Origin of the sequence: Vibrio sp. HS-50-1, from assembly GCF_024747315.1 — a bacterium.
Classification (GTDB): domain Bacteria; phylum Pseudomonadota; class Gammaproteobacteria; order Enterobacterales; family Vibrionaceae; genus Vibrio; species Vibrio diabolicus.
The window spans coordinates 406,882-424,916 of sequence record NZ_JAMPZF010000024.1; the positions used below are offsets into that span (position 1 = coordinate 406,882).

18 protein-coding genes are annotated in these 18,035 nt (G+C 44.3%); 9 read left to right on the forward strand and 9 right to left on the reverse strand.

Annotated elements, in window-relative coordinates; all coding sequences use genetic code 11:
- Positions 1-5 precede the first annotated feature (5 nt).
- Positions 6-743, reverse strand: a complete 738-nt coding sequence (gene lpxH, locus NDJ01_RS11510) for a UDP-2,3-diacylglucosamine diphosphatase (protein WP_145532267.1) — start codon at positions 741-743, stop codon at positions 6-8.
- A 60-nt stretch (positions 744-803) separates the two neighbouring features.
- Positions 804-1,298: a peptidylprolyl isomerase gene (locus NDJ01_RS11515; RefSeq protein ID WP_005390900.1), complete on the reverse strand. Its 495-nt coding sequence runs from the start codon at positions 1,296-1,298 to the stop codon at positions 804-806.
- Between the two features lie 203 nt (positions 1,299-1,501).
- Between NDJ01_RS11515 and cysS the strand changes: the two genes are divergently transcribed.
- Both cysS and NDJ01_RS11525 read left to right on the forward strand, forming a co-directional pair.
- Positions 1,502-2,884, forward strand: coding sequence for a cysteine--tRNA ligase (gene cysS, locus NDJ01_RS11520; protein ID WP_005390902.1), 1,383 nt, complete (start codon positions 1,502-1,504; stop codon positions 2,882-2,884).
- An 87-nt stretch (positions 2,885-2,971) separates the two neighbouring features.
- The gene (locus NDJ01_RS11525; RefSeq protein WP_005378154.1) at positions 2,972-3,550 is read left to right on the forward strand and encodes a thymidine kinase; all 579 of its coding nucleotides are present in this window, start codon (positions 2,972-2,974) and stop codon (positions 3,548-3,550) included.
- A gap of 61 nt (positions 3,551-3,611) precedes the next feature.
- On the opposite strand, the gene NDJ01_RS11530 is transcribed toward NDJ01_RS11525, so the two are convergent.
- The 3 genes from NDJ01_RS11530 to NDJ01_RS11540 are packed head-to-tail and all read right to left on the reverse strand — an operon-like array spanning position 3,612 to position 5,975.
- A complete protein-coding gene (locus NDJ01_RS11530) occupies positions 3,612-4,250 on the reverse strand; it encodes a YdcF family protein (protein WP_053807219.1) in 639 nt (212 codons plus the stop codon).
- Entirely contained in the window at positions 4,247-5,074 is an 828-nt protein-coding gene (locus NDJ01_RS11535) for an NAD-dependent epimerase/dehydratase family protein (protein ID WP_258586724.1), read from the reverse strand. Before NDJ01_RS11535 ends, NDJ01_RS11530 begins: the two co-directional genes overlap by 4 nt.
- A 22-nt stretch (positions 5,075-5,096) precedes the next feature.
- The gene (locus NDJ01_RS11540) at positions 5,097-5,975 is read right to left on the reverse strand and encodes a LysR family transcriptional regulator (protein ID WP_005390908.1); all 879 of its coding nucleotides are present in this window, start codon (positions 5,973-5,975) and stop codon (positions 5,097-5,099) included.
- 89 nt (positions 5,976-6,064) lie between these two features.
- Here NDJ01_RS11540 and NDJ01_RS11545 point away from each other — a divergent pair, with 89 nt between their 5' ends.
- A complete protein-coding gene (locus tag NDJ01_RS11545) occupies positions 6,065-6,523 on the forward strand; it encodes a PACE efflux transporter (RefSeq protein WP_005390910.1) in 459 nt (152 codons plus the stop codon).
- A 36-nt stretch (positions 6,524-6,559) separates the two neighbouring features.
- On the opposite strand, the gene NDJ01_RS11550 is transcribed toward NDJ01_RS11545, so the two are convergent.
- Positions 6,560-6,793 (reverse strand): TIGR02647 family protein, encoded by a 234-nt coding sequence (locus NDJ01_RS11550; protein WP_005378148.1) that lies wholly within the window; start codon positions 6,791-6,793, stop codon positions 6,560-6,562.
- 300 nt (positions 6,794-7,093) lie between these two features.
- Between NDJ01_RS11550 and focA the strand changes: the two genes are divergently transcribed.
- A complete protein-coding gene (gene focA, locus NDJ01_RS11555) occupies positions 7,094-7,954 on the forward strand; it encodes a formate transporter FocA (RefSeq protein ID WP_104971510.1) in 861 nt (286 codons plus the stop codon).
- A gap of 83 nt (positions 7,955-8,037) precedes the next feature.
- Here the strand turns inward: focA and NDJ01_RS11560 are convergent, their stop codons facing one another.
- Both NDJ01_RS11560 and NDJ01_RS11565 read right to left on the reverse strand, forming a co-directional pair.
- A complete protein-coding gene (locus tag NDJ01_RS11560) occupies positions 8,038-8,163 on the reverse strand; it encodes a hypothetical protein (protein ID WP_254903806.1) in 126 nt (41 codons plus the stop codon).
- A gap of 366 nt (positions 8,164-8,529) precedes the next feature.
- Positions 8,530-9,342: an ABC transporter permease gene (locus NDJ01_RS11565; RefSeq protein ID WP_048626226.1), complete on the reverse strand. Its 813-nt coding sequence runs from the start codon at positions 9,340-9,342 to the stop codon at positions 8,530-8,532.
- 462 nt (positions 9,343-9,804) lie between these two features.
- Here NDJ01_RS11565 and torE point away from each other — a divergent pair, with 462 nt between their 5' ends.
- The 4 genes from torE (at position 9,805) to NDJ01_RS11585 (ending at position 15,647) form a co-directional block, all read left to right on the forward strand.
- Entirely contained in the window at positions 9,805-9,984 is a 180-nt protein-coding gene (torE, locus tag NDJ01_RS11570; protein ID WP_005378141.1) for a trimethylamine N-oxide reductase system protein TorE, read from the forward strand.
- A gap of 50 nt (positions 9,985-10,034) precedes the next feature.
- A complete protein-coding gene (torC, locus tag NDJ01_RS11575; protein ID WP_006742852.1) occupies positions 10,035-11,219 on the forward strand; it encodes a pentaheme c-type cytochrome TorC in 1,185 nt (394 codons plus the stop codon).
- Between the two features lie 25 nt (positions 11,220-11,244).
- Positions 11,245-13,707: a trimethylamine-N-oxide reductase TorA gene (torA, locus tag NDJ01_RS11580; protein ID WP_041156583.1), complete on the forward strand. Its 2,463-nt coding sequence runs from the start codon at positions 11,245-11,247 to the stop codon at positions 13,705-13,707.
- Positions 13,708-13,907: 200 nt separating this feature from the next.
- Complete coding sequence (locus tag NDJ01_RS11585; RefSeq protein WP_258586725.1) at positions 13,908-15,647, forward strand: glycoside hydrolase family 36 protein; 1,740 nt, start codon at positions 13,908-13,910, stop codon at positions 15,645-15,647.
- Positions 15,648-15,724: 77 nt separating this feature from the next.
- On the opposite strand, the gene NDJ01_RS11590 is transcribed toward NDJ01_RS11585, so the two are convergent.
- A complete protein-coding gene (locus tag NDJ01_RS11590) occupies positions 15,725-16,939 on the reverse strand; it encodes a putative manganese transporter (protein ID WP_258586726.1) in 1,215 nt (404 codons plus the stop codon).
- A 186-nt stretch (positions 16,940-17,125) separates the two neighbouring features.
- Here NDJ01_RS11590 and NDJ01_RS11595 point away from each other — a divergent pair, with 186 nt between their 5' ends.
- Entirely contained in the window at positions 17,126-18,031 is a 906-nt protein-coding gene (locus NDJ01_RS11595; RefSeq protein ID WP_005393312.1) for a manganese-dependent inorganic pyrophosphatase, read from the forward strand.
- The last annotated feature ends 4 nt before the right edge of the window (positions 18,032-18,035 follow it).

The window sequence follows — 18,035 nt, forward strand, 5'->3', positions numbered from 1 at the left end:
CATGCTTAACGCAAATTCTGTATGAATGGTCTCGTTTGTAGGTCAAAGCCATCAGAATTTACTTGTAAAACTGAGCCTTGCGTATACCAATCCCCTAAAACTATCCGGGTTTTTTTAACGCCATCGACGTCAAAGAAATGTGTATTCGGACGATGAGTGTGACCATGAATCATTAAGTTGACGCAATTCTGAGACATCACTTTCTCGACTTCATTTTGATTGACGTCCATGATGTCTAAAGGCTTGCTCATTTTATCATCACGAATATCGGATTGAACTTTTGAGACAATTTTCTTCTTAATAAACCAAGGAATGTGATTAAACAGCCACTGCAACCAAGGTTGATGAACAGTCTTACGGAATTTTTGATAATCAATGTCGTCAGTACACAGGGTATCACCGTGGAGAATAACCGTTTTAGTACCATAAAGGTCTATGAGGCTAACTTCATCCAGTAATGTAATGCCTGTCTCTTTACAGAAGCGTTTTCCCAATAGGAAGTCGCGATTGCCCTGAATGAAATAAACAGGAACGCCAGTCTTTGTTAGTTGCTGGAACTCAGTACGGATTTGATTGGCAAAAGGAGTTTTGTCATCGTCTCCAACCCAAAACTCGAACAGATCGCCTAATACATAAAGTGCATCGGCTTTCGTTGCTTCTGTTCGCATGAACGTCACAAAACATTCCGTAATATCCGGACGCGATGGGGTGAGGTGAAGATCGGAAATAAATAATATTGTCATAGAAATAAGGGGAAGCGATGCCTCCCCATTAACTTATCTCTTAGAAATAATTCTTACGAATTATTCTTCAATTGTTGTACCGGTGATTACTACGTCCTCTAGAGGTACGTCTTGGTGCATGCCGTAAGAACCAGTGCTAACGCCTTTGATCTTATTTACGATGTCCATGCCTTCTACAACTTCACCGAATACACAGTAACCCCAACCATCTAGGCTTTCGCTACGGAAATCTAGGAATGTGTTGTTGTTTACGTTGATAAAGAACTGAGAGCTTGCTGAATGCGGCTCCATAGTACGCGCCATAGCAAGTGTACCCACTTTGTTGCTTAGGCCGTTGTTTGCTTCGTTCTTGATAGGTGCACGTGATGCTTTTTCACGTAGACCAGGTTCCATGCCACCACCTTGGATCATGAAACCGTCAATAACACGGTGGAAAAGAGTGTTGTCGTAAAAGCCATCGCGGCAGTACTGAAGGAAGTTTGCGCTAGTCTCTGGCGCTTTCTCTTCGTTTAGTTGAATCTTGATGTCACCAAAATTAGTGTGAAGGGTGATCATGCTACTTTCCTTTACTGTGTTGTGTTGAGCCCGAGATTCTAGCCTAAGTTCTAGTGCTTTAAAAACTCAGGAAGAGGAAATTCTTCGTTTTGTGCTTGAAGTTTAGCCGATTATCGTTTTATCGGTTAATTGCTATTACCTAACCAAGTCGGAGTTGATATACTCGACCTTCTTTTATTCATTCACAATCATAGATAGAGATCATGTTAAAGATATATAACACACTCACAAGACAGAAAGAGGAATTCAAACCAATTACAGCTGGCAAAGTCGGCATGTATGTCTGTGGAGTTACCATCTACGATCTCTGTCACATCGGTCACGGTCGCACTTTTGTCTCCTTTGACGTGGTATCACGTTACCTTCGTTACCTAGGTTACGATCTAACGTTTGTACGCAACATCACAGACATCGATGATAAGATCATTAAACGTGCGGCTGAAAATGGCGAGTCTTGTGACTCATTGACCGAGCGCTTGATCGGTGAAATGCACGCAGACTTCGACGCATTAAACATGAAGCGCCCAGATATTGAGCCTCGTGCAACCCAGTTTATTCCAGAAATCATCGAACTTGTTCAAAAACTGATTGAACGTGGTTTTGCTTACGTTGCGGATAATGGCGATGTAATGTTTGAGGTTCGCAAGTTTGACGAATACGGCAAACTGTCTAAACAAGATTTGGATCAGCTGCAAGCGGGCGCGCGCGTTGATGTCGAAACAGCCAAACGCAGCCCACTAGACTTCGTTCTTTGGAAGATGTCTAAACCAGGTGAACCTACGTGGGAATCACCATGGGGCCCTGGTCGTCCAGGCTGGCACATTGAATGTTCTGCTATGAACTCTTCAATCCTAGGCGATCACTTTGATATTCACGGTGGCGGCTCTGATCTTCAGTTCCCACACCACGAAAACGAAATCGCGCAATCATGCTGTGCACACGACACTAAGTACGTAAATACTTGGATGCACAGTGGCATGGTGATGGTAGATCGCGAGAAGATGTCTAAGTCTCTAGGCAACTTCTTTACTATCCGTGACGTACTTGGTCACTACGATGCAGAAACGGTTCGTTACTTCCTTATGTCTGGTCACTACCGTAGCCAGTTAAACTACAGCGAAGAGAACCTAAACCAAGCACGCGCTTCGCTTGAGCGTCTATACACTTCTCTACGTGGTTTGGACCTAAATGCTGCTCCTGCTGGTGGTGAAGAGTACGTATCTCGCTTTACAGCAGCGATGAACGATGACTTCAATACGCCAGAAGCGTACTCAGTTCTGTTCGACATGGCGCGCGAAGTTAACCGTCTGAAAACAGAAAACCTAGAGAAAGCGAGCGAGCTAGGTGCGCTTATGCGTGAACTAGCAGATGTGATCGGTATTCTTCACCAAGATCCAGAAGCCTTCCTAAAAGGTGATGCAGGTAACGATGATGAAGTGGCTGAAATCGAAGCTCTTATCAAGCTGCGTAACGACTCTCGCGCTGCGAAAGATTGGGCGAATGCAGATATGGCTCGTGACAAGCTAACCGAAATGGGCATTGTTCTGGAAGATGGTCCAGAAGGCACAACGTGGCGTCGTAAGTAATTGAATTTTCAATTTTAAAGGGCTGATAATTCAGCCCTTTTATTTTCCATTTCCATAAATTAAAACTTTAACTTTAGGTAATGCTCTGTGGCTCAGATGTATTTCTATTACTCAGCAATGAATGCGGGTAAATCAACAACGCTTCTTCAATCCTCTTTCAACTATCAAGAACGCGGCATGACGCCAGTTATTTTTACGGCTGCACTAGATGATCGCTTTGGTGTCGGTAAAGTGAGCTCTCGTATTGGTCTTCAATCTGACGCACATTTGTTTCGTCAGGATACCAATTTATATCAAGAGATCGCAGCTCTGAATGAGGTTGAGAAACGTCACTGTATTCTTGTTGATGAGTGTCAGTTCTTGTCGAAAGAGCAGGTTTACCAACTTACTGAAGTTGTTGATAAACTGCATATTCCAGTATTGTGTTACGGCCTTCGCACCGATTTTCTAGGCGAACTTTTTGAAGGCAGTAAGTACCTGTTATCTTGGGCAGACAAGTTGGTTGAGCTCAAAACGATCTGCCACTGCGGTCGCAAAGCGAATATGGTTATTCGTACCGATGAACATGGCGTGGCAATTAAAGAGGGCGATCAAGTTGCGATCGGCGGTAACGACAAATATGTCTCCGTGTGCCGTCAGCATTACAAAGAAGCACTCGGTAAATAATCCGTATTAATACAGAAAAGCCACCGTAATCGGTGGCTTTTTGTTGTCTGCTAGAAAGGGCTTAGACTAAGTCAAAACCAAATCTCTCTAGCAAAATCTGGTAAGACGATTCGACTTGCTGAGGGATGTTCTGCTCGGTTTGAAATCCTTTCTCTGGATAGCTTTTTACACGAGAGAAATCTTCCATTAGTGCTTCTAGCACCATCATTAATGGCATGTCTTCATTAATATATTCAAAAAACGGATGAGCCGTAGAGCTTACCTGGAGCTGGGAGTAGGGTGACTGCCACTGTTTTTCAAATGTCGCTATGGCTCTGCGTTCCATAAATGGTTTTTGCACCAGAATAAACGATGAGCAATTTTTTCCTTCTTCTTTCAATCGTTGCTCAGTAAAGCGAACGTTTTCTCCACTATTGGTGGATTCAGCTTCGAGCAAAATTGCTTCACTGGGCACGCCTGACATCTTGGCAATTTCGGCAAAAGTTTCCGCTTCGCTTTTTTCAAACAGTCCATCGGTAAAACGACCTTCTCCCCCTGAAAATACAATCAAAGGCGCTAACTTTTGGTGGTACAGATTTGCTGCATGCTCTGCTACACGCACATCGTTACTGCACATCACAAACAAACAGTCTGCGGGTTTCAGCTCATGTTTGAGTTGCATGTAATCCCAAAGTGTTTCTATGTGTCGATAGAGTTTCATAGCGCGTCCAAAGTTGAGTTGAAATGAAATTGATAGCCAAGTGAGAGTAGTTTGTCTGCGAGAATGCGCTTATCTGTTTGTTCTGTGACTGGTGGAAGAGGTATCTCACTTTCGCTCTTATTTATAGCGGCTTGGTAGAACTCCGCCTTGCTGACGGTATGCGGTGTGGTCACGTTAATGACTTGGTTACTTAAATTATCTAAAGCAAATTTGACCGCCGATACAGCATCATCTTGATGAAGCATATTAGCAGGCGCTTTACGACTGACTTGTTTTAGTCTCATAGCAAAGCGAGAAGGGTGCCTGTCTGGCCCAATTAGCCCGCTACAACGCATAATGACGAAGCTAATATTAGAGTCGATAACATGCTGCTCGGCTTGCAGCATAATACGTGCATTGTCAGAGAAATAAGGGCTGCCGGCTGCTAAAGAGAGTGACGCATCTGCTTCTTCCATATCAGAAGCTAGGTTGGGATACACCGTTGTAGAGCTAATCATAACGAGCTTTTCAACGTTGTTTTGCTTTGCTGCGTTTGTGAGCATTTGCCATTGTTGGGCGTATTCTTGTCCGCGTCCTTTACGAAAACCAGGGGGAAAAGCACCGATAACGTGAGTAATTTGATGTTGCTTAAGCAACTCATCTAGCCGTTTCGCCGCGTTAAGTTGATTAAAATCGAATAATGCGGAGTGAGTTAATGAAGCGGGTAACTCGTTTAACCGAGCTTGGTTACGACGAGTAACGACAACGTTGTGTCCGTCTTTCATCAAAGTTTCTGCTAGCGGAGTTCCGAGCCAGCCTGCACCTACGATCAATGTATTTGCCATTTGGGTCTTCCTACTTACTTATTTATGTCTGCTCGAATAGATTGAGCAGCTCTGCTTTGGCTTGTTGATGGAGGGGATCTGAATGCCATTTCTGATGTTGAATAAGGTCAACATTGACTTGCCAAGCCAGCTTTGTGAAATCATCCCCAACTCTTTTTAGTGTGTTCGGTGAATACGCGACTAAATGCTCCGGAAGAAAGCACCAACCAAACCCTTTATTCGCTAATTCCAACAAAATATAGTAGTTATCAGCGTACCAGATATCCGGGCTGAATGCTTGATTGAGACCACATGGCTCTGCGTTTTTGGAGCGTATGACCAGTTGACGATGTTGTTTGAGTTGATCAATGTGAGTGACGCGTTGCTGTGCCAGAGCGTGTGTTGAAGAGACATAGACATCGAACGCAATGTTACCAAGATTAGTGAAATCGATATGTCTTGGCATTTGTAAGTCACTCAAAATAATCCCAGTAGTGGCGCGCTCCGATTTGACCAATTCAATGATATCCGGACTTGAAGCTGTTAAGCATTCAACTTGCAAGTGTGGAAAGCGTTGCTCTAAATTTTTTAGCACGTCGGGCAAGCGAGTCAGAGGAATCCCTTCATCAATGGCTAAAACCAATTTATTAGTTGGTGTTGAAAAAAGCTGTGATGCTCTGTTGTTCAGTCGGTCTAGTTGGCTGATTGCCGCTTGTGCATAAGGTATGAGCGCGAGGCCACTCTCGGTTAATTTCGGATATCGACCAGAGCGATCAAATAGATCAACACCACAGTCGACCTCCATATTTATGATGTGTTGGCTGACTACGGATTGAGCTCGCCCCAGTTTTCTTGCCGCGCCTGAAAATGATCCGGTTTCTGATGTAGCAATGAAAGCTTGCAGTTGTTCGATGGTAAACATATCGCTTTTGCCGATGGTATCTAACTTTTTGTTATCTGAATAATAGATAAAATTCTAAGCATTGAGTAGAACTATTTGGACAGAGAAATATGACTCGTAACGAACGAATTTTTCATGCAGTACTTTTTGAGTTAATCGCACTCGCGATCATTGTGCCAGCGGCTTCATTGATCACCGGAAAGGGATCGAGTGATCTCGCGTTAGTTGGGATTGGGTTGAGCATGTATACCGTCGTGTGGAATTACATCTACAACTTGTACTTTGATAAGTGGTTTGGCAGCAATCGAACTGAGCGAAGTTTAGCGATGCGTTTTGGGCATACAATTGGATTCGAGGGAGGGTTGATCTTTATCTCTATACCCGTCATTGCTTGGTTCTTAGAAATTACGCTTCTCCAAGCTCTGGTGTTGGAAGCTGGCTTCCTAGTGTTCTTCCTATTTTATGCCACAGGCTTTAATTGGTTGTACGACAAGGTTCAGCCATTTAGCAAAATGAAAAAACGATTAGCACCGCAGGTTTCGGCAGGAACAAAATGCAGGGACCAATAAAAAACGCCACCGAACTCGGTGGCGTTTTTGTTCAAATTACACAGAAAGGACTCTTAAAATCTTATCTGCATGCTCTGCAACTTCAATACCTTCATCTGTTAAATAACCACCATCAGGCTGTGTACAAAGTTGCTTCTCGTATAGACGAGCAACGGCTGCCTGCATTTCTTCTGACGCGTCTGTATGAACTTTAATACCAGTTGCAGCACTACTTAGGTCGAACTGAAGAAGTAGGTTCAATTCGGCGATATGTTCAGCTGAATATTTCATAAATGATTCCTTTACGCTTTTTTTTACCAAGCTAGTCTGAAAAGAAGAGTTGAGCAACATTAAACGATAAGAAGTGTTAAGTATGGCGCTATCAGGCTGATATAACGCAGGATCTTTGTTCGAAAGGCAGAATACTTGTTAAGTATCAATGATAGTTACGATTGCGAATGATAGTTGACCTTTATCGGTTGATCTCTCGATAACAACATTTTTAGTAAACATGTCAAATAGCGCTTGAAAAAGTAGGGAAATGGAGCGATTATCCGCGCCTCTTTAATTGTTTCTAAATGTTACACCACAATGAACTTCAATCAGTTTGACTCACTATTACCGCCTCAGGCTGCGGAACGCGCGGCTGAAGTGGGGGTAGGTAAAGCAACTAAAGCACCGATCAAATCTTTTTTATTGGCAATTTCTGCCGGACTTCATATTGGTATTGCGTTCATCTTTTACACCACGGTGACAACCGGTGCAGGCGACCTTCCATGGGGTATTACCAGGCTAATCGGTGGCCTAGCCTTCAGCCTTGGTTTGATTCTTGTTGTCGTTACAGGTGGTGAGCTTTTCACTAGCTCAGTATTAACATTGGTAGCGCGAGCGAGTGGAAAGATCTCGTGGCAAGCGCTCATCAAAAACTGGTTTGTGGTTTATTTCGGCAACATGGTTGGTGCTCTTTTGTTGGTAGCATGCATGTTGGTCACCAAGCAGTATATGTTTGATCACGGCCAAGTTGGCCTCAACGCGATGGCGATCTCTCAACACAAATTGCACCATGGTTTCTTTGCTGCTGTTGCGCTTGGCATCATGTGTAACGTGCTGGTGTGTATTGCTGTTTGGATGACGTTTAGTGGACGTACATTAACTGACAAAATAGCGGTCATGATTCTGCCAGTAGCTATGTTCGTGTCGGCAGGTTTCGAGCACTGTATTGCGAACATGTTCCAAGTACCCATGGCGATTGGAATCAAATATTTTGCACCGGAAGCATTTTGGCAAATGACAGGGGCGGAAATTGCAAACTATGCGGACTTAAACATGATGGGGTTCATCGTAAATAACCTTATCCCTGTAACGATAGGGAACATCATTGGTGGCGGTGTATTCGTTGGTATGTGGTATTGGATGATTTATCTACGTGATGAAGACAAGCATTTACGATAAATCTAAAAGAATAAAAGAAAGGCGAGCCAAATGGTTCGTCTTTCTTTTATTCATGTCGATAAGTTTCACACAAATCGAGTGAGTTAAATCAGTTCTTCATTGATGCCAAAATCGGTTGGGAGCCAATGAGAAGTCACTTCCTTTGGTTCTTGAACGAGCCAGTCCAGAGGTGCATCGGATAGGAGTTCATCGTAATTTTCTTTGATCATTAAGACATCCATGTACGTCTCTCCAAGTTTGTGGTCACTATCTTTACTCTAAAATTAGAATATGTCAGGCAAGTGATCAAAGCATGACGATTAGATTGATCACTTATGCTGTTATGTTTCTGGTTGCGTATGGGTTTAGGGTGTTTATCCACATTTTCTGTGGATAACCTGTCTCAAAGGCCGTGCGTATCTAAACTTGCAAAGAAAATTTCATAAAATTAGAGGCTTATACTCGAGAGAATTCTGTCTGACTTTTCTCCAGAAAGCGTCTTGATGAATGTTTAAAAAATGGATGAATTATTCAGTTAAAAGTGCGTTTGACTTGATAATACAAGCCCTTTCACTGGCTTTGTTCACACGCTTAAACTATCTATGAGTTTTGGTAGGTTCTGGTTGTTGGATTTTTATTTTTATCCGGCCTTCTTTCGTTTGTACCCAGCTCAGTGTCATCTCCAGCGTAATAGCGACGGAGGTACTCAACATGACGAAAATAGCCAGCATAATCACCAACTGATATTTAATCGCAACCATCGGGCTTGCGCCACCTAGAATTTGACCAGTCATCATGCCTGGCAAGGTAACCAGCCCTGTAGTGGCCATAGAGGCTAAAGTTGGAGCAAGTGACTTTCTAAGGGCCTCTTGAATGAAGGGGAATGATGCATAACGAGGAGAGGCACCAAGTGAGATAGCAGCCTCATATTCTGATTGTCTCTGTTCAAAAGCCGTAAATAAATTCTGCAGTGCGATGATGTTACTACTTAAGCTGTTACCCAATAGCATGCCCGCAAGTGGGATCATGTACTGGGCGTTGTAAATAGGGGATGGCTGCACTAGGCCTGCGGTAATCGCTATAAGAAGTGGAATTAGGCCACAGGTCAAGCCTGTAAGAAGAGGAAGCATGAGTGGCTTTTTAGGCAGGCGAGCTTTTCCTGCAATTGAGCTTGCACCAATCAGTAACATGATGGCAAGCCAAAGTATATTGACAAGTAAGCTGTTTAATTGAAAAAGATATTCTAAATACACGCCAATCAATATGAGCTGAAGTGTCATACGAATAACACTGATTATCGTGTCTTTCGCAATGCCTAATTTGTAGCGGGCATTAATAAAGAAGGGAACCAACAAAATCAGACCAAACAATGCCAGTTTGGCCCAACTTATATCCACCACGCTATCCATAATCGCTCCTCGAAAATCCGCGAATAATTGTAACTAAGCCCCTCCTTTATATGAACATCAATGTGCATTTTTTGATGTTCTCAACGTAAACCTTTAGCGCTATTCTCGTCATTATTTTGCATCATTTTATTTACAATTGATTATCTTTTGACGGGTTTTTAAGCCAATTTATGACCCGTTAATTACTATCCAAATGTAACTTATGTTTATTAAATGTTGTTGTTTTAACAATTAGTTAAAAGACTTATTTTGTCACATCTGTTCATGTTTTTTAATAAATAACATCAATCAATCACATCTCTGGATGAGCTCAAAAAAGTGTTGAATTACAAGGCCTGAGAGCTCTTATTTGATTGAACCTTACTATTAGTATGGTCTAACATTTTCCATTAGAGATTGTAAAAAACTTAAGCTTGGTTACGCGGGCTTTTCAATAACACTAGATACAAAATAGGCAAATGTATGAGTGATGTTAATAAAATTGAGAGTGGTGAAAAACGCTCCCTGGAGTGGAAGTCGTTCCTCTTCATTGCAGTTGTTCTCTTCCCAATTCTGAGTGTGGCTTTTGTCGGCGGTTACGGGTTCATCGTTTGGATGTTGCAAGTGTTCTTCTTTGGACCTCCAGGCGCGCACGGCATGTAAGCCTGTGAGCTCATAACCACACTTTTGAAAAGATTTTAAGAGAGCAAATAATGAAATCATTAATCATTAAACTGTGGCGTACCATGACGCGCCCAGCTGTACATATCAGCCTAGGTGTGCTGACTATGGGCGGCTTCATTGCTGGTGTTATCTTTTGGGGTGGCTTTAACACCGCTCTAGAAGCAACCAACACAGAAGAATTCTGTATTAGTTGTCACACAATGCGTGACAACGTGTACGTTGAGCTGCAAGAAACGGTTCACTGGAAAAACCATTCAGGTGTTCGTGCTACTTGCCCTGACTGTCACGTTCCTCATAACTGGACAGACAAAATTGCTCGTAAAATGCAGGCATCTAAAGAGGTATTTGCGCAGGTATTTGGCAACTACGATGAACCGGGTGTGTTCGAAGAGCGTCGTATCGAACTTGCGAAACACGAATGGGATCGTTTCTCGGCAAACAAATCTTTAGAGTGTAAGAACTGTCACAACTATGAATCGATGGATTTCGAGCAAATGTCTCCAACCGCTCGTATCCAAATGAAGCAAGCAGCAGAGAAAGATCAAAGCTGTGTTGACTGTCATAAAGGTATCGCGCATAACCTGCCAGCAGGTATGGACAGCATCGGCGGTATCGTGGGTGACCTAGAAGGTATGACTTCAAATACAGATTACTCTGTAGGTCAGCAACTAGTGAGTGTTCGTCACCTACCTATTTACTTTGATGCACAAGGCACTAAAGAAGCCGGTCTTCTTAACCCAGCATCGACCGTTAAAGTTCTTGAAGACAAAGGCGAGTTTGTTGAAATCGAAATCGATGGCTGGCGTAAAGCGAAAGGTTTTGGTCGCGTAATTCAAGAAGACTTCGGTAAGAACATTGCGACTGCGTCTCTGATGAAAGAAGCAGCGACAGATAGCAACATTGTGACGACTGGTGAGAAAAAAGTGGATGAGCTAACGGGTCTTCCATGGGAAAAAGTCGCGGCGAAAGTATGGATTAAGAAAGAGTCTATGCTGAACGACATCAATCCTGTTTGGGAAAAATCTCGTGAAGCGTACAAGACCAATTGTTCTGTATGTCACACTCAACCTGCGGAAGCGCACTTCGACGCGAACACCTGGCCAGGTATGTTCGACGGTATGTTGGCGTTCGTTAACCTAGATACAGACAGTGAAGCCCTGATCTTGAAGTATCTACAGAAACACTCTTCAGATTATGCTGAAGGTCACCACTAATAAGCGTCGGATTGGAGTAATTTAAATGGCTATTACACGAAGAAGTTTTCTTAAAGGTGTAGCAACCACAAGTGCAGCGTCAGTTATTGGTCCTAGCTTATTGGCGTCAGCCTCTGCCAATGCTGTTGAGACGACAGGTACTTGGAAAGTAACTGGTTCTCACTGGGGCGCGTTCCGCGCCCACATCTACGCGGGTAAAGTTCAAGAGATCAAACCGCTAGAGCTAGACAAAAACCCAACAGAAATGCTAAACGGCATCAAGGGTATTATCTACAGCCCTTCACGTGTTCGTTACCCAATGGTTCGTCTAGATTGGTTGAAGAAACATAAATACAGCGCGGATACTCGCGGTAACAACCGTTTCATCCGCGTGACTTGGGATGAAGCGCTAGATTTGTTCTACCGCGAACTAGAACGTATTCAAAAAGACTACGGTCCATGGGCGCTACACGCAGGTCAAACGGGTTGGAACCAAACAGGTTCGTTCAACAACTGTACCGCGCACATGCAACGTGCAGTGGGTATGCACGGCAACTTCATCACGAAAGTAGGTGACTACTCGACGGGTGCAGGTCAAACCATCATGCCTTACGTACTTGGTTCAACCGAAGTTTACGCACAAGGTACGTCTTGGTCTGAAATCCTAGAGAACTCTGACAACATCGTTCTTTGGGCTAACGACCCAGTGAAAAACCTTCAAGTAGGTTGGAACTGTGAAACGCATGAGTCGTTCAAGTACCTAGCACAACTAAAAGAAAAAGTAGCGAAAGGTGAGATCAACGTTCTATCTGTAGATCCAGTGAAGAACAAGACTCAGCGCTACTTAGAGAACGATCACTTGTACATCAACCCGCTAACAGACGTAGCGTTCATGCTTGCTGTGGCGCACGTGCTGTACAACGAAGACTTGTACGATAAGAAGTTCATTGATACTTACTGTCTAGGCTTTGAAGAGTTTATTCAATACGTTCAAGGTAAGACAAAAGATAAAGTAGAGAAAACACCAGAGTGGGCTGCGGCTATCTGTGGCGTGAAAGCGGACAAGATTCGCGAATTCGCGCGTATGCTAGTAAGTGGTCGTACACAGATCCTGATGGGTTGGTGTATCCAGCGTCAAGAGCACGGTGAGCAGCCATACTGGGCAGCGGCTGTGGTTGCTGCAATGGTTGGTCAAATCGGTTTACCTGGCGGTGGTATCTCTTACGGTCACCACTACTCAAGTATCGGTGTACCTTCAACTGGTTTCGCGGGCCCTGGTGGTTTCCCTCGTAACCTTGACCAAGGTATGAAGCCGAAGTGGGACAACAACGACTTTAACGGTTACAGCCGTACTATCCCAGTTGCACGTTGGATCGACTGTCTGCTTGAGCCAGGCAAAGAGATCAACTACAACGGCGGTAAAGTGAAACTGCCAGACTTCAAGATGATGGTGATCTCGGGTTGTAACCCATGGCACCACCATCAAGATCGTAACCGCATGAAGAAAGCGTTCCGCAAACTTCAAACGGTTGTAACGATCGAGTTTGCTTGGACTGCAACATGTCGTTTCTCGGATATCGTTCTACCTGCGTGTACGCAATGGGAACGTAACGACATCGACGTATACGGTTCATACTCGAACAAAGGTCTGATTGCAATGCATCGTCTCGTCGATCCATTGTTCCAATCTAAGCCTGACTTCCAAATCATGAGTGAACTAACTCAGCGTTTTGGTCGCCGCGAAGAATACACTCGTGGTATGAGCGAGATGGAATGGATCGAAAGCCTATACAACGATTGTAAGAAAGCGAACGAAGGTAAGTTTGAAATGCCAGAATTCAACGAGTTCTGGGAGAAGAGCGTACTAGACTTCGGTGAAGGTAAACCTTGGGTTCGTCATGCGGACTTCCGTAAAGACCCTGAGCTTAACCCACTAGGTACGCCATCTGGTTTCATCGAGATCACGTCTCGTAAGATCGGCCGTTACGGCTACGAACACTGTCAAGAACACCCAATGTGGTTCGAAAAATCAGAGCGTTCACACGGTGGCCCTGGTTCAGATAAATACCCATTCTGGTTGCAGTCTTGTCACCCAGACAAGCGTCTGCACTCTCAAATGTGTGAATCTGAAGAGTTCCGTGCAACTTACGCGGTGCAAGGTCGTGAGCCTGTTTACATCAACCCAGCGGATGCGAAAGCGAAAGGCATCAAAGACGGTGACTTAGTGCGCGTATTCAACGGTCGTGGTCAGCTATTAGCTGGTGCTGTTCTTACTGACAGCTACCCACGTGGCGTTATTCGTATCGAAGAAGGTGCATGGTACGGTCCTCTAAACGAGAAAGAGGGCGCAATCTGTACTTACGGTGACCCTAACACGCTAACGCAAGACATTGGCTCTTCTGAACTTGCGCAGGCGACTTCTGCGAACACATGTATCGTAGACTTCGAGAAGTTCACTGGCAAAGTACCGCCAGTGACTTCATTCGGTGGCCCAATCGAAGTTGCTTAATTAATGCAATTCACATCAATCGAAATACCAGCCTTCGGGCTGGTATTTTTTTTAACCAAAATTTCAGTGAGCGTTATCTCAATAATAAATTTGTGACGCTAAACGACAGTAGGATTCGTGACGTTGATAACGAATTGGGTGGGACAAGCAGGGGATAATGAACCAAGCTAAACAATAATAATTAAGTGAGTAGACTCTTTATGGCTCAGAGCATTCAATTGGCAAATCACATTGAGATCACTGTGAATAACAACGACTTCCAAGTTGAAGTTGAGGGTAATCAATTACATTTTTCTTTTGCTGGGCTTCACAATAAAACGTTTACCGACCGTGAAGTGTTGTTCGAGATGTCGTTTTTGTACGAGCACGAGGCCAACGTGATTGGCGATGGCTTCCAAATGCTGGCGCAAACAGCGGGAACGGTTAGCCATCCCGTTGATATTGGTCGCTGTCCAGACAACAACCCTTCTTATCGAATCTATCCCAAAGATGCCCCTAAACGTTACTACAACTATTTAGTGGTGGAAGGCTCGGCTGGCTATACCTTGTTTGGCTTCACATCATGTCATCGCTTTGCGGGCTATTTTGATGTTGTACTGCGTGATGGACACTGGGTTTTATCTGCCGCGATTGATGGTGAGTTTACTCAAGTGGCGGATTGGGAAAGTAATCAACTTGAATCCGTGGCGGTACTCTGCGGCCAATCTCTGTCTGAGCTTTATCAAATCTATGGAGAGATGATTGCAGAGCATCATCCTGTTCGCCAAGGCGTAACACAAGATGCGCCTGTCGGTTGGTGTTCGTGGTATGCCTACTACGCAGACGTGACAGAGCAAAACATCATGCAGAACGTTGATTGCATGCAAGATAAGCTCGAAGACCTAGAGTGGGTACTTCTGGATGATGGCTATCAAGCCTTTATGGGCGATTGGTTAATCCCATCGGATAAGTTTTCTGGTGGTGTGAAAGAGCTCATTCATAGTATCCGTGCAAAAGGCAAAAAGCCGGCAATTTGGATGGCACCCTTTATTGTTCAACCTGAGTCGGAGATCTTCAAACAACACCCAGAGTGGTTTGTTCGTCACAAAGATGGAAGCTTACTTAAAGCAGAAGATGTCACATACGGTGGTTGGCGCTGCACGCCTTGGTACATACTCGATACCTCAAACCCAGAAGTGCAAGACCATCTGACGAATGTGGTCTCTGTCATGAGACAAGAATGGGGCGTTGAATTGTTCAAGCTAGACGCGAACTATTGGGGCACCTTGAAAGGTGTGCGTAAACAATCTGGTATTACAGGCGTTGAGGCGTATCGCTTAGGAATGGAAGCGATTGCTAAAGGCGCTGGTGATGCGTGGCTTTTAGGTTGCAACGCGCCAATGTGGCCATCTTTAGGGCTTGTGGATGCAATGCGTGTTTCTGATGACGTAGAACGCCATAGTCATCGTTTCGAGCAGATAGCCAAAGAAACCTTTTACCGTAGTTGGCAGCATCGAAAACTGTGGCAAATTGATCCGGATTGCGCGACATTCACGTCATTAGCTAATCAAGCCGCATCCAGAGAAGAGTATGAATTTCATCGCACGGTGTTATTGGCGTGTGGTGGTTTGCTGCTGTCTGGCGATCCGCTCCCTGAGATTACGCCATTTGCAAAGAAGACATTGGCTAAGCTCATGCTACGTCAACAACGTAACCAAGAGTCAGCAAAGTTCACGGCTTTGAGTTTAAATCATGCGTTTTTAAAACTAACGACGAAGAATGACCTTCACTGCTTGTTTAACTATACCAGCTACGGGGCGATGGAATTTACGCTGACGTCTGATCAACCGATGGATTGGTATGATTACTGGACAGGAGAAAAGCTAAACCAAGAACCTTGTCAGTTATTAATGGTGAGCGTTGATAAAGGGTTAAATGCGAAAGCGATCGTCACGGCATAACGTGCAGCAAATCGTTCGATTATAAAAACAAGAAAGGGGCCTACTGTGGCTCCTTTCTTATTTTGACGTCCTGAGCGTTAGAACTCGAATAAAAAGTAATACCCGTATCCAACAATAAACGCAGGAATGGACGAATAAATAGTCGCGACCAAAGCGGCTTTCGGTGCCATAGCAATGGCGGGGAATAGGGCGTCACCATCATTGGAAATCGCATTTGCCAGCTGCGCCGAAAGTGGCGCTGCACCAGAGATGTACAGGCTGGTGACTAAAATTTGCGGACCGCAACCAGGTAGCATACCAATGGCTAAGCCAGCTAATGGCATCCATATCCCCCAATGAGAAAAGGTTTCTACGAGGTCGATTCCAGAAAAATAGGTCGTCAGTTCAAACGCCAGAAATGCCACGATCACCCAAGCACTGACGAAGTTTGTATCTTGAGCTGCTTTTTGAATTGGGTGCGAGTCCACAATTTTTTCATCTTCAGAGACCGTTGACTGATAATCGCCGAGCTCTTTTGTCATTGCCCACAACGACATCGTGATCACCGCGAAGATAGCGCCCAGCCATTCAATGGTATTGGCCTGCAAAGACAACAGCTGATTAATATCGATTTGGAAAGACATTAACACAGCAACGACGCTGGCAGGTACAATAAGCCATTTCCAAAACGCGCCTTGCAGATTGATTGCACGTTGTTCAAGTGGCGTGTGTCGGTCTGTCTGGTGTTGGCAACAAGCATGTGTCTGAGGTGCTTCTTTTGGCTCTGGGCGCAGAAAGTTATCAGCATGAAAAGCATTAACGACCAGCCCTGAAAGAGTACCCACGATTATGCCTAATCCAACCACGCCTAATCCAACACTTGGTTTGGCGGCAAGAAGTAAAAAGGCAGCGTCACCCATTGTTGAAGTAAGTACCGCGACAATCGCACCAAATCCTACTCGACCACTAATAAATTGCGTTGTCACAACAATAGCGCCACCACAGCCAGGCAAAGCGCCCAATAAAGAAGCAAAGAAAACCTGATGATTACGCGAGCGGTGGTATAGCTCGGTGATTCGATTGGTTTTCGACATAAAGTTTGAAAGATAATGATAAATTGCCAAGGTGGCGGCAACATAGCATGACACCGCCCAGAATGAGTCGGATAGCGTCTGTACGGCAACGTCACGTGTATTTTCATTGCCTAGCAAAATGAGCATGACGATAGGGATCAGCAATCGCTTATAAGCTAAACGAAACTGAGTAGGCTGAAACAACTGTTGTGCAGAGTGTAAAAATTGGGTCGCGTTCATCGTTTACTCAAATGCAAATAGGAATAATTATCATTATATGTAAATGAGATTTATTCGCAATAGCATTGTGAACTTTTCTTCGTGTCAAACTCTCTGAAATCAGGTAAAGTATCGGCCTTTGTGAGCAAACACGCCCTAATTAACTGTATTAGGCGGCGTATAAAATTGACTTGAATAGGAAGAAACATGATTCTAGTTGTAGGTCATAAGAACCCAGACAGTGACAGTATTTGTAGTGCACTCGTTGCAACTGAACTTCTAAAAGCGCGTGGCGTTGAAGCTATGCCAATTCGCCAAGGCGAAATCAACCGTGAAACTCAGCACATCCTAGAAGTTGCTGGCGCTGAAGTTCCTGAGCTTCGCACATCAGTTGCGGGTGAGACCGTTTGGCTAGTAGATTACTCAGATCTAGCACAAGCACCAGACGATATCGCAGAAGCTGAAATTGCGGGTATTGTTGACCACCACCGCCTAGGTGACGTGATGACAGTAAACCCAATGGAAGCATGGATCTGGCCTGTTGGTTGTACCAACACTGTTCTATTCAACATGTTCAAGATTGAAGGTCACGCGATTACTCCACAAATCGCTAAGCTAATGATGTCAGCAATTCTATCTGACACAGTAGGCTTCGCTTCTCCAACTTGTACACAAAAAGACAAAGATGCCGTTGCTGAGCTAGCGGTAATCGCAGACGTACAAGATGTTGACGCATTCACTAAAGATCTTCTAATTGCTAAGACAAACATCGAAGGTCTATCTGCGGCTGAGCTTGTTGAGAAAGACCTTAAAGGTTACCCATTCAACGGTCGTGACGTAGTAGTAGGTCAGGTTGAGCTTGCAACACTAGAGCAAGTTGACGGTATGATCGAAGCACTAGAAGCGGATCTAGAAGCGCGTTGCGAAAAAGATAATCTTGCATTTGCTGCTGTAATGCTAACAGACATCACGACTGCTCAAACTCGTCTTCTATACAAAGGTGAGTGGGCTGAGAAGCTTGTTAAGCACGAAAAAGACGGCATGTTAATGATGGAAAACACGCTAAGCCGTAAGAAGCAAGGTTGGCCTTGGCTTCAAACTGAGCTAGCGTAATTTT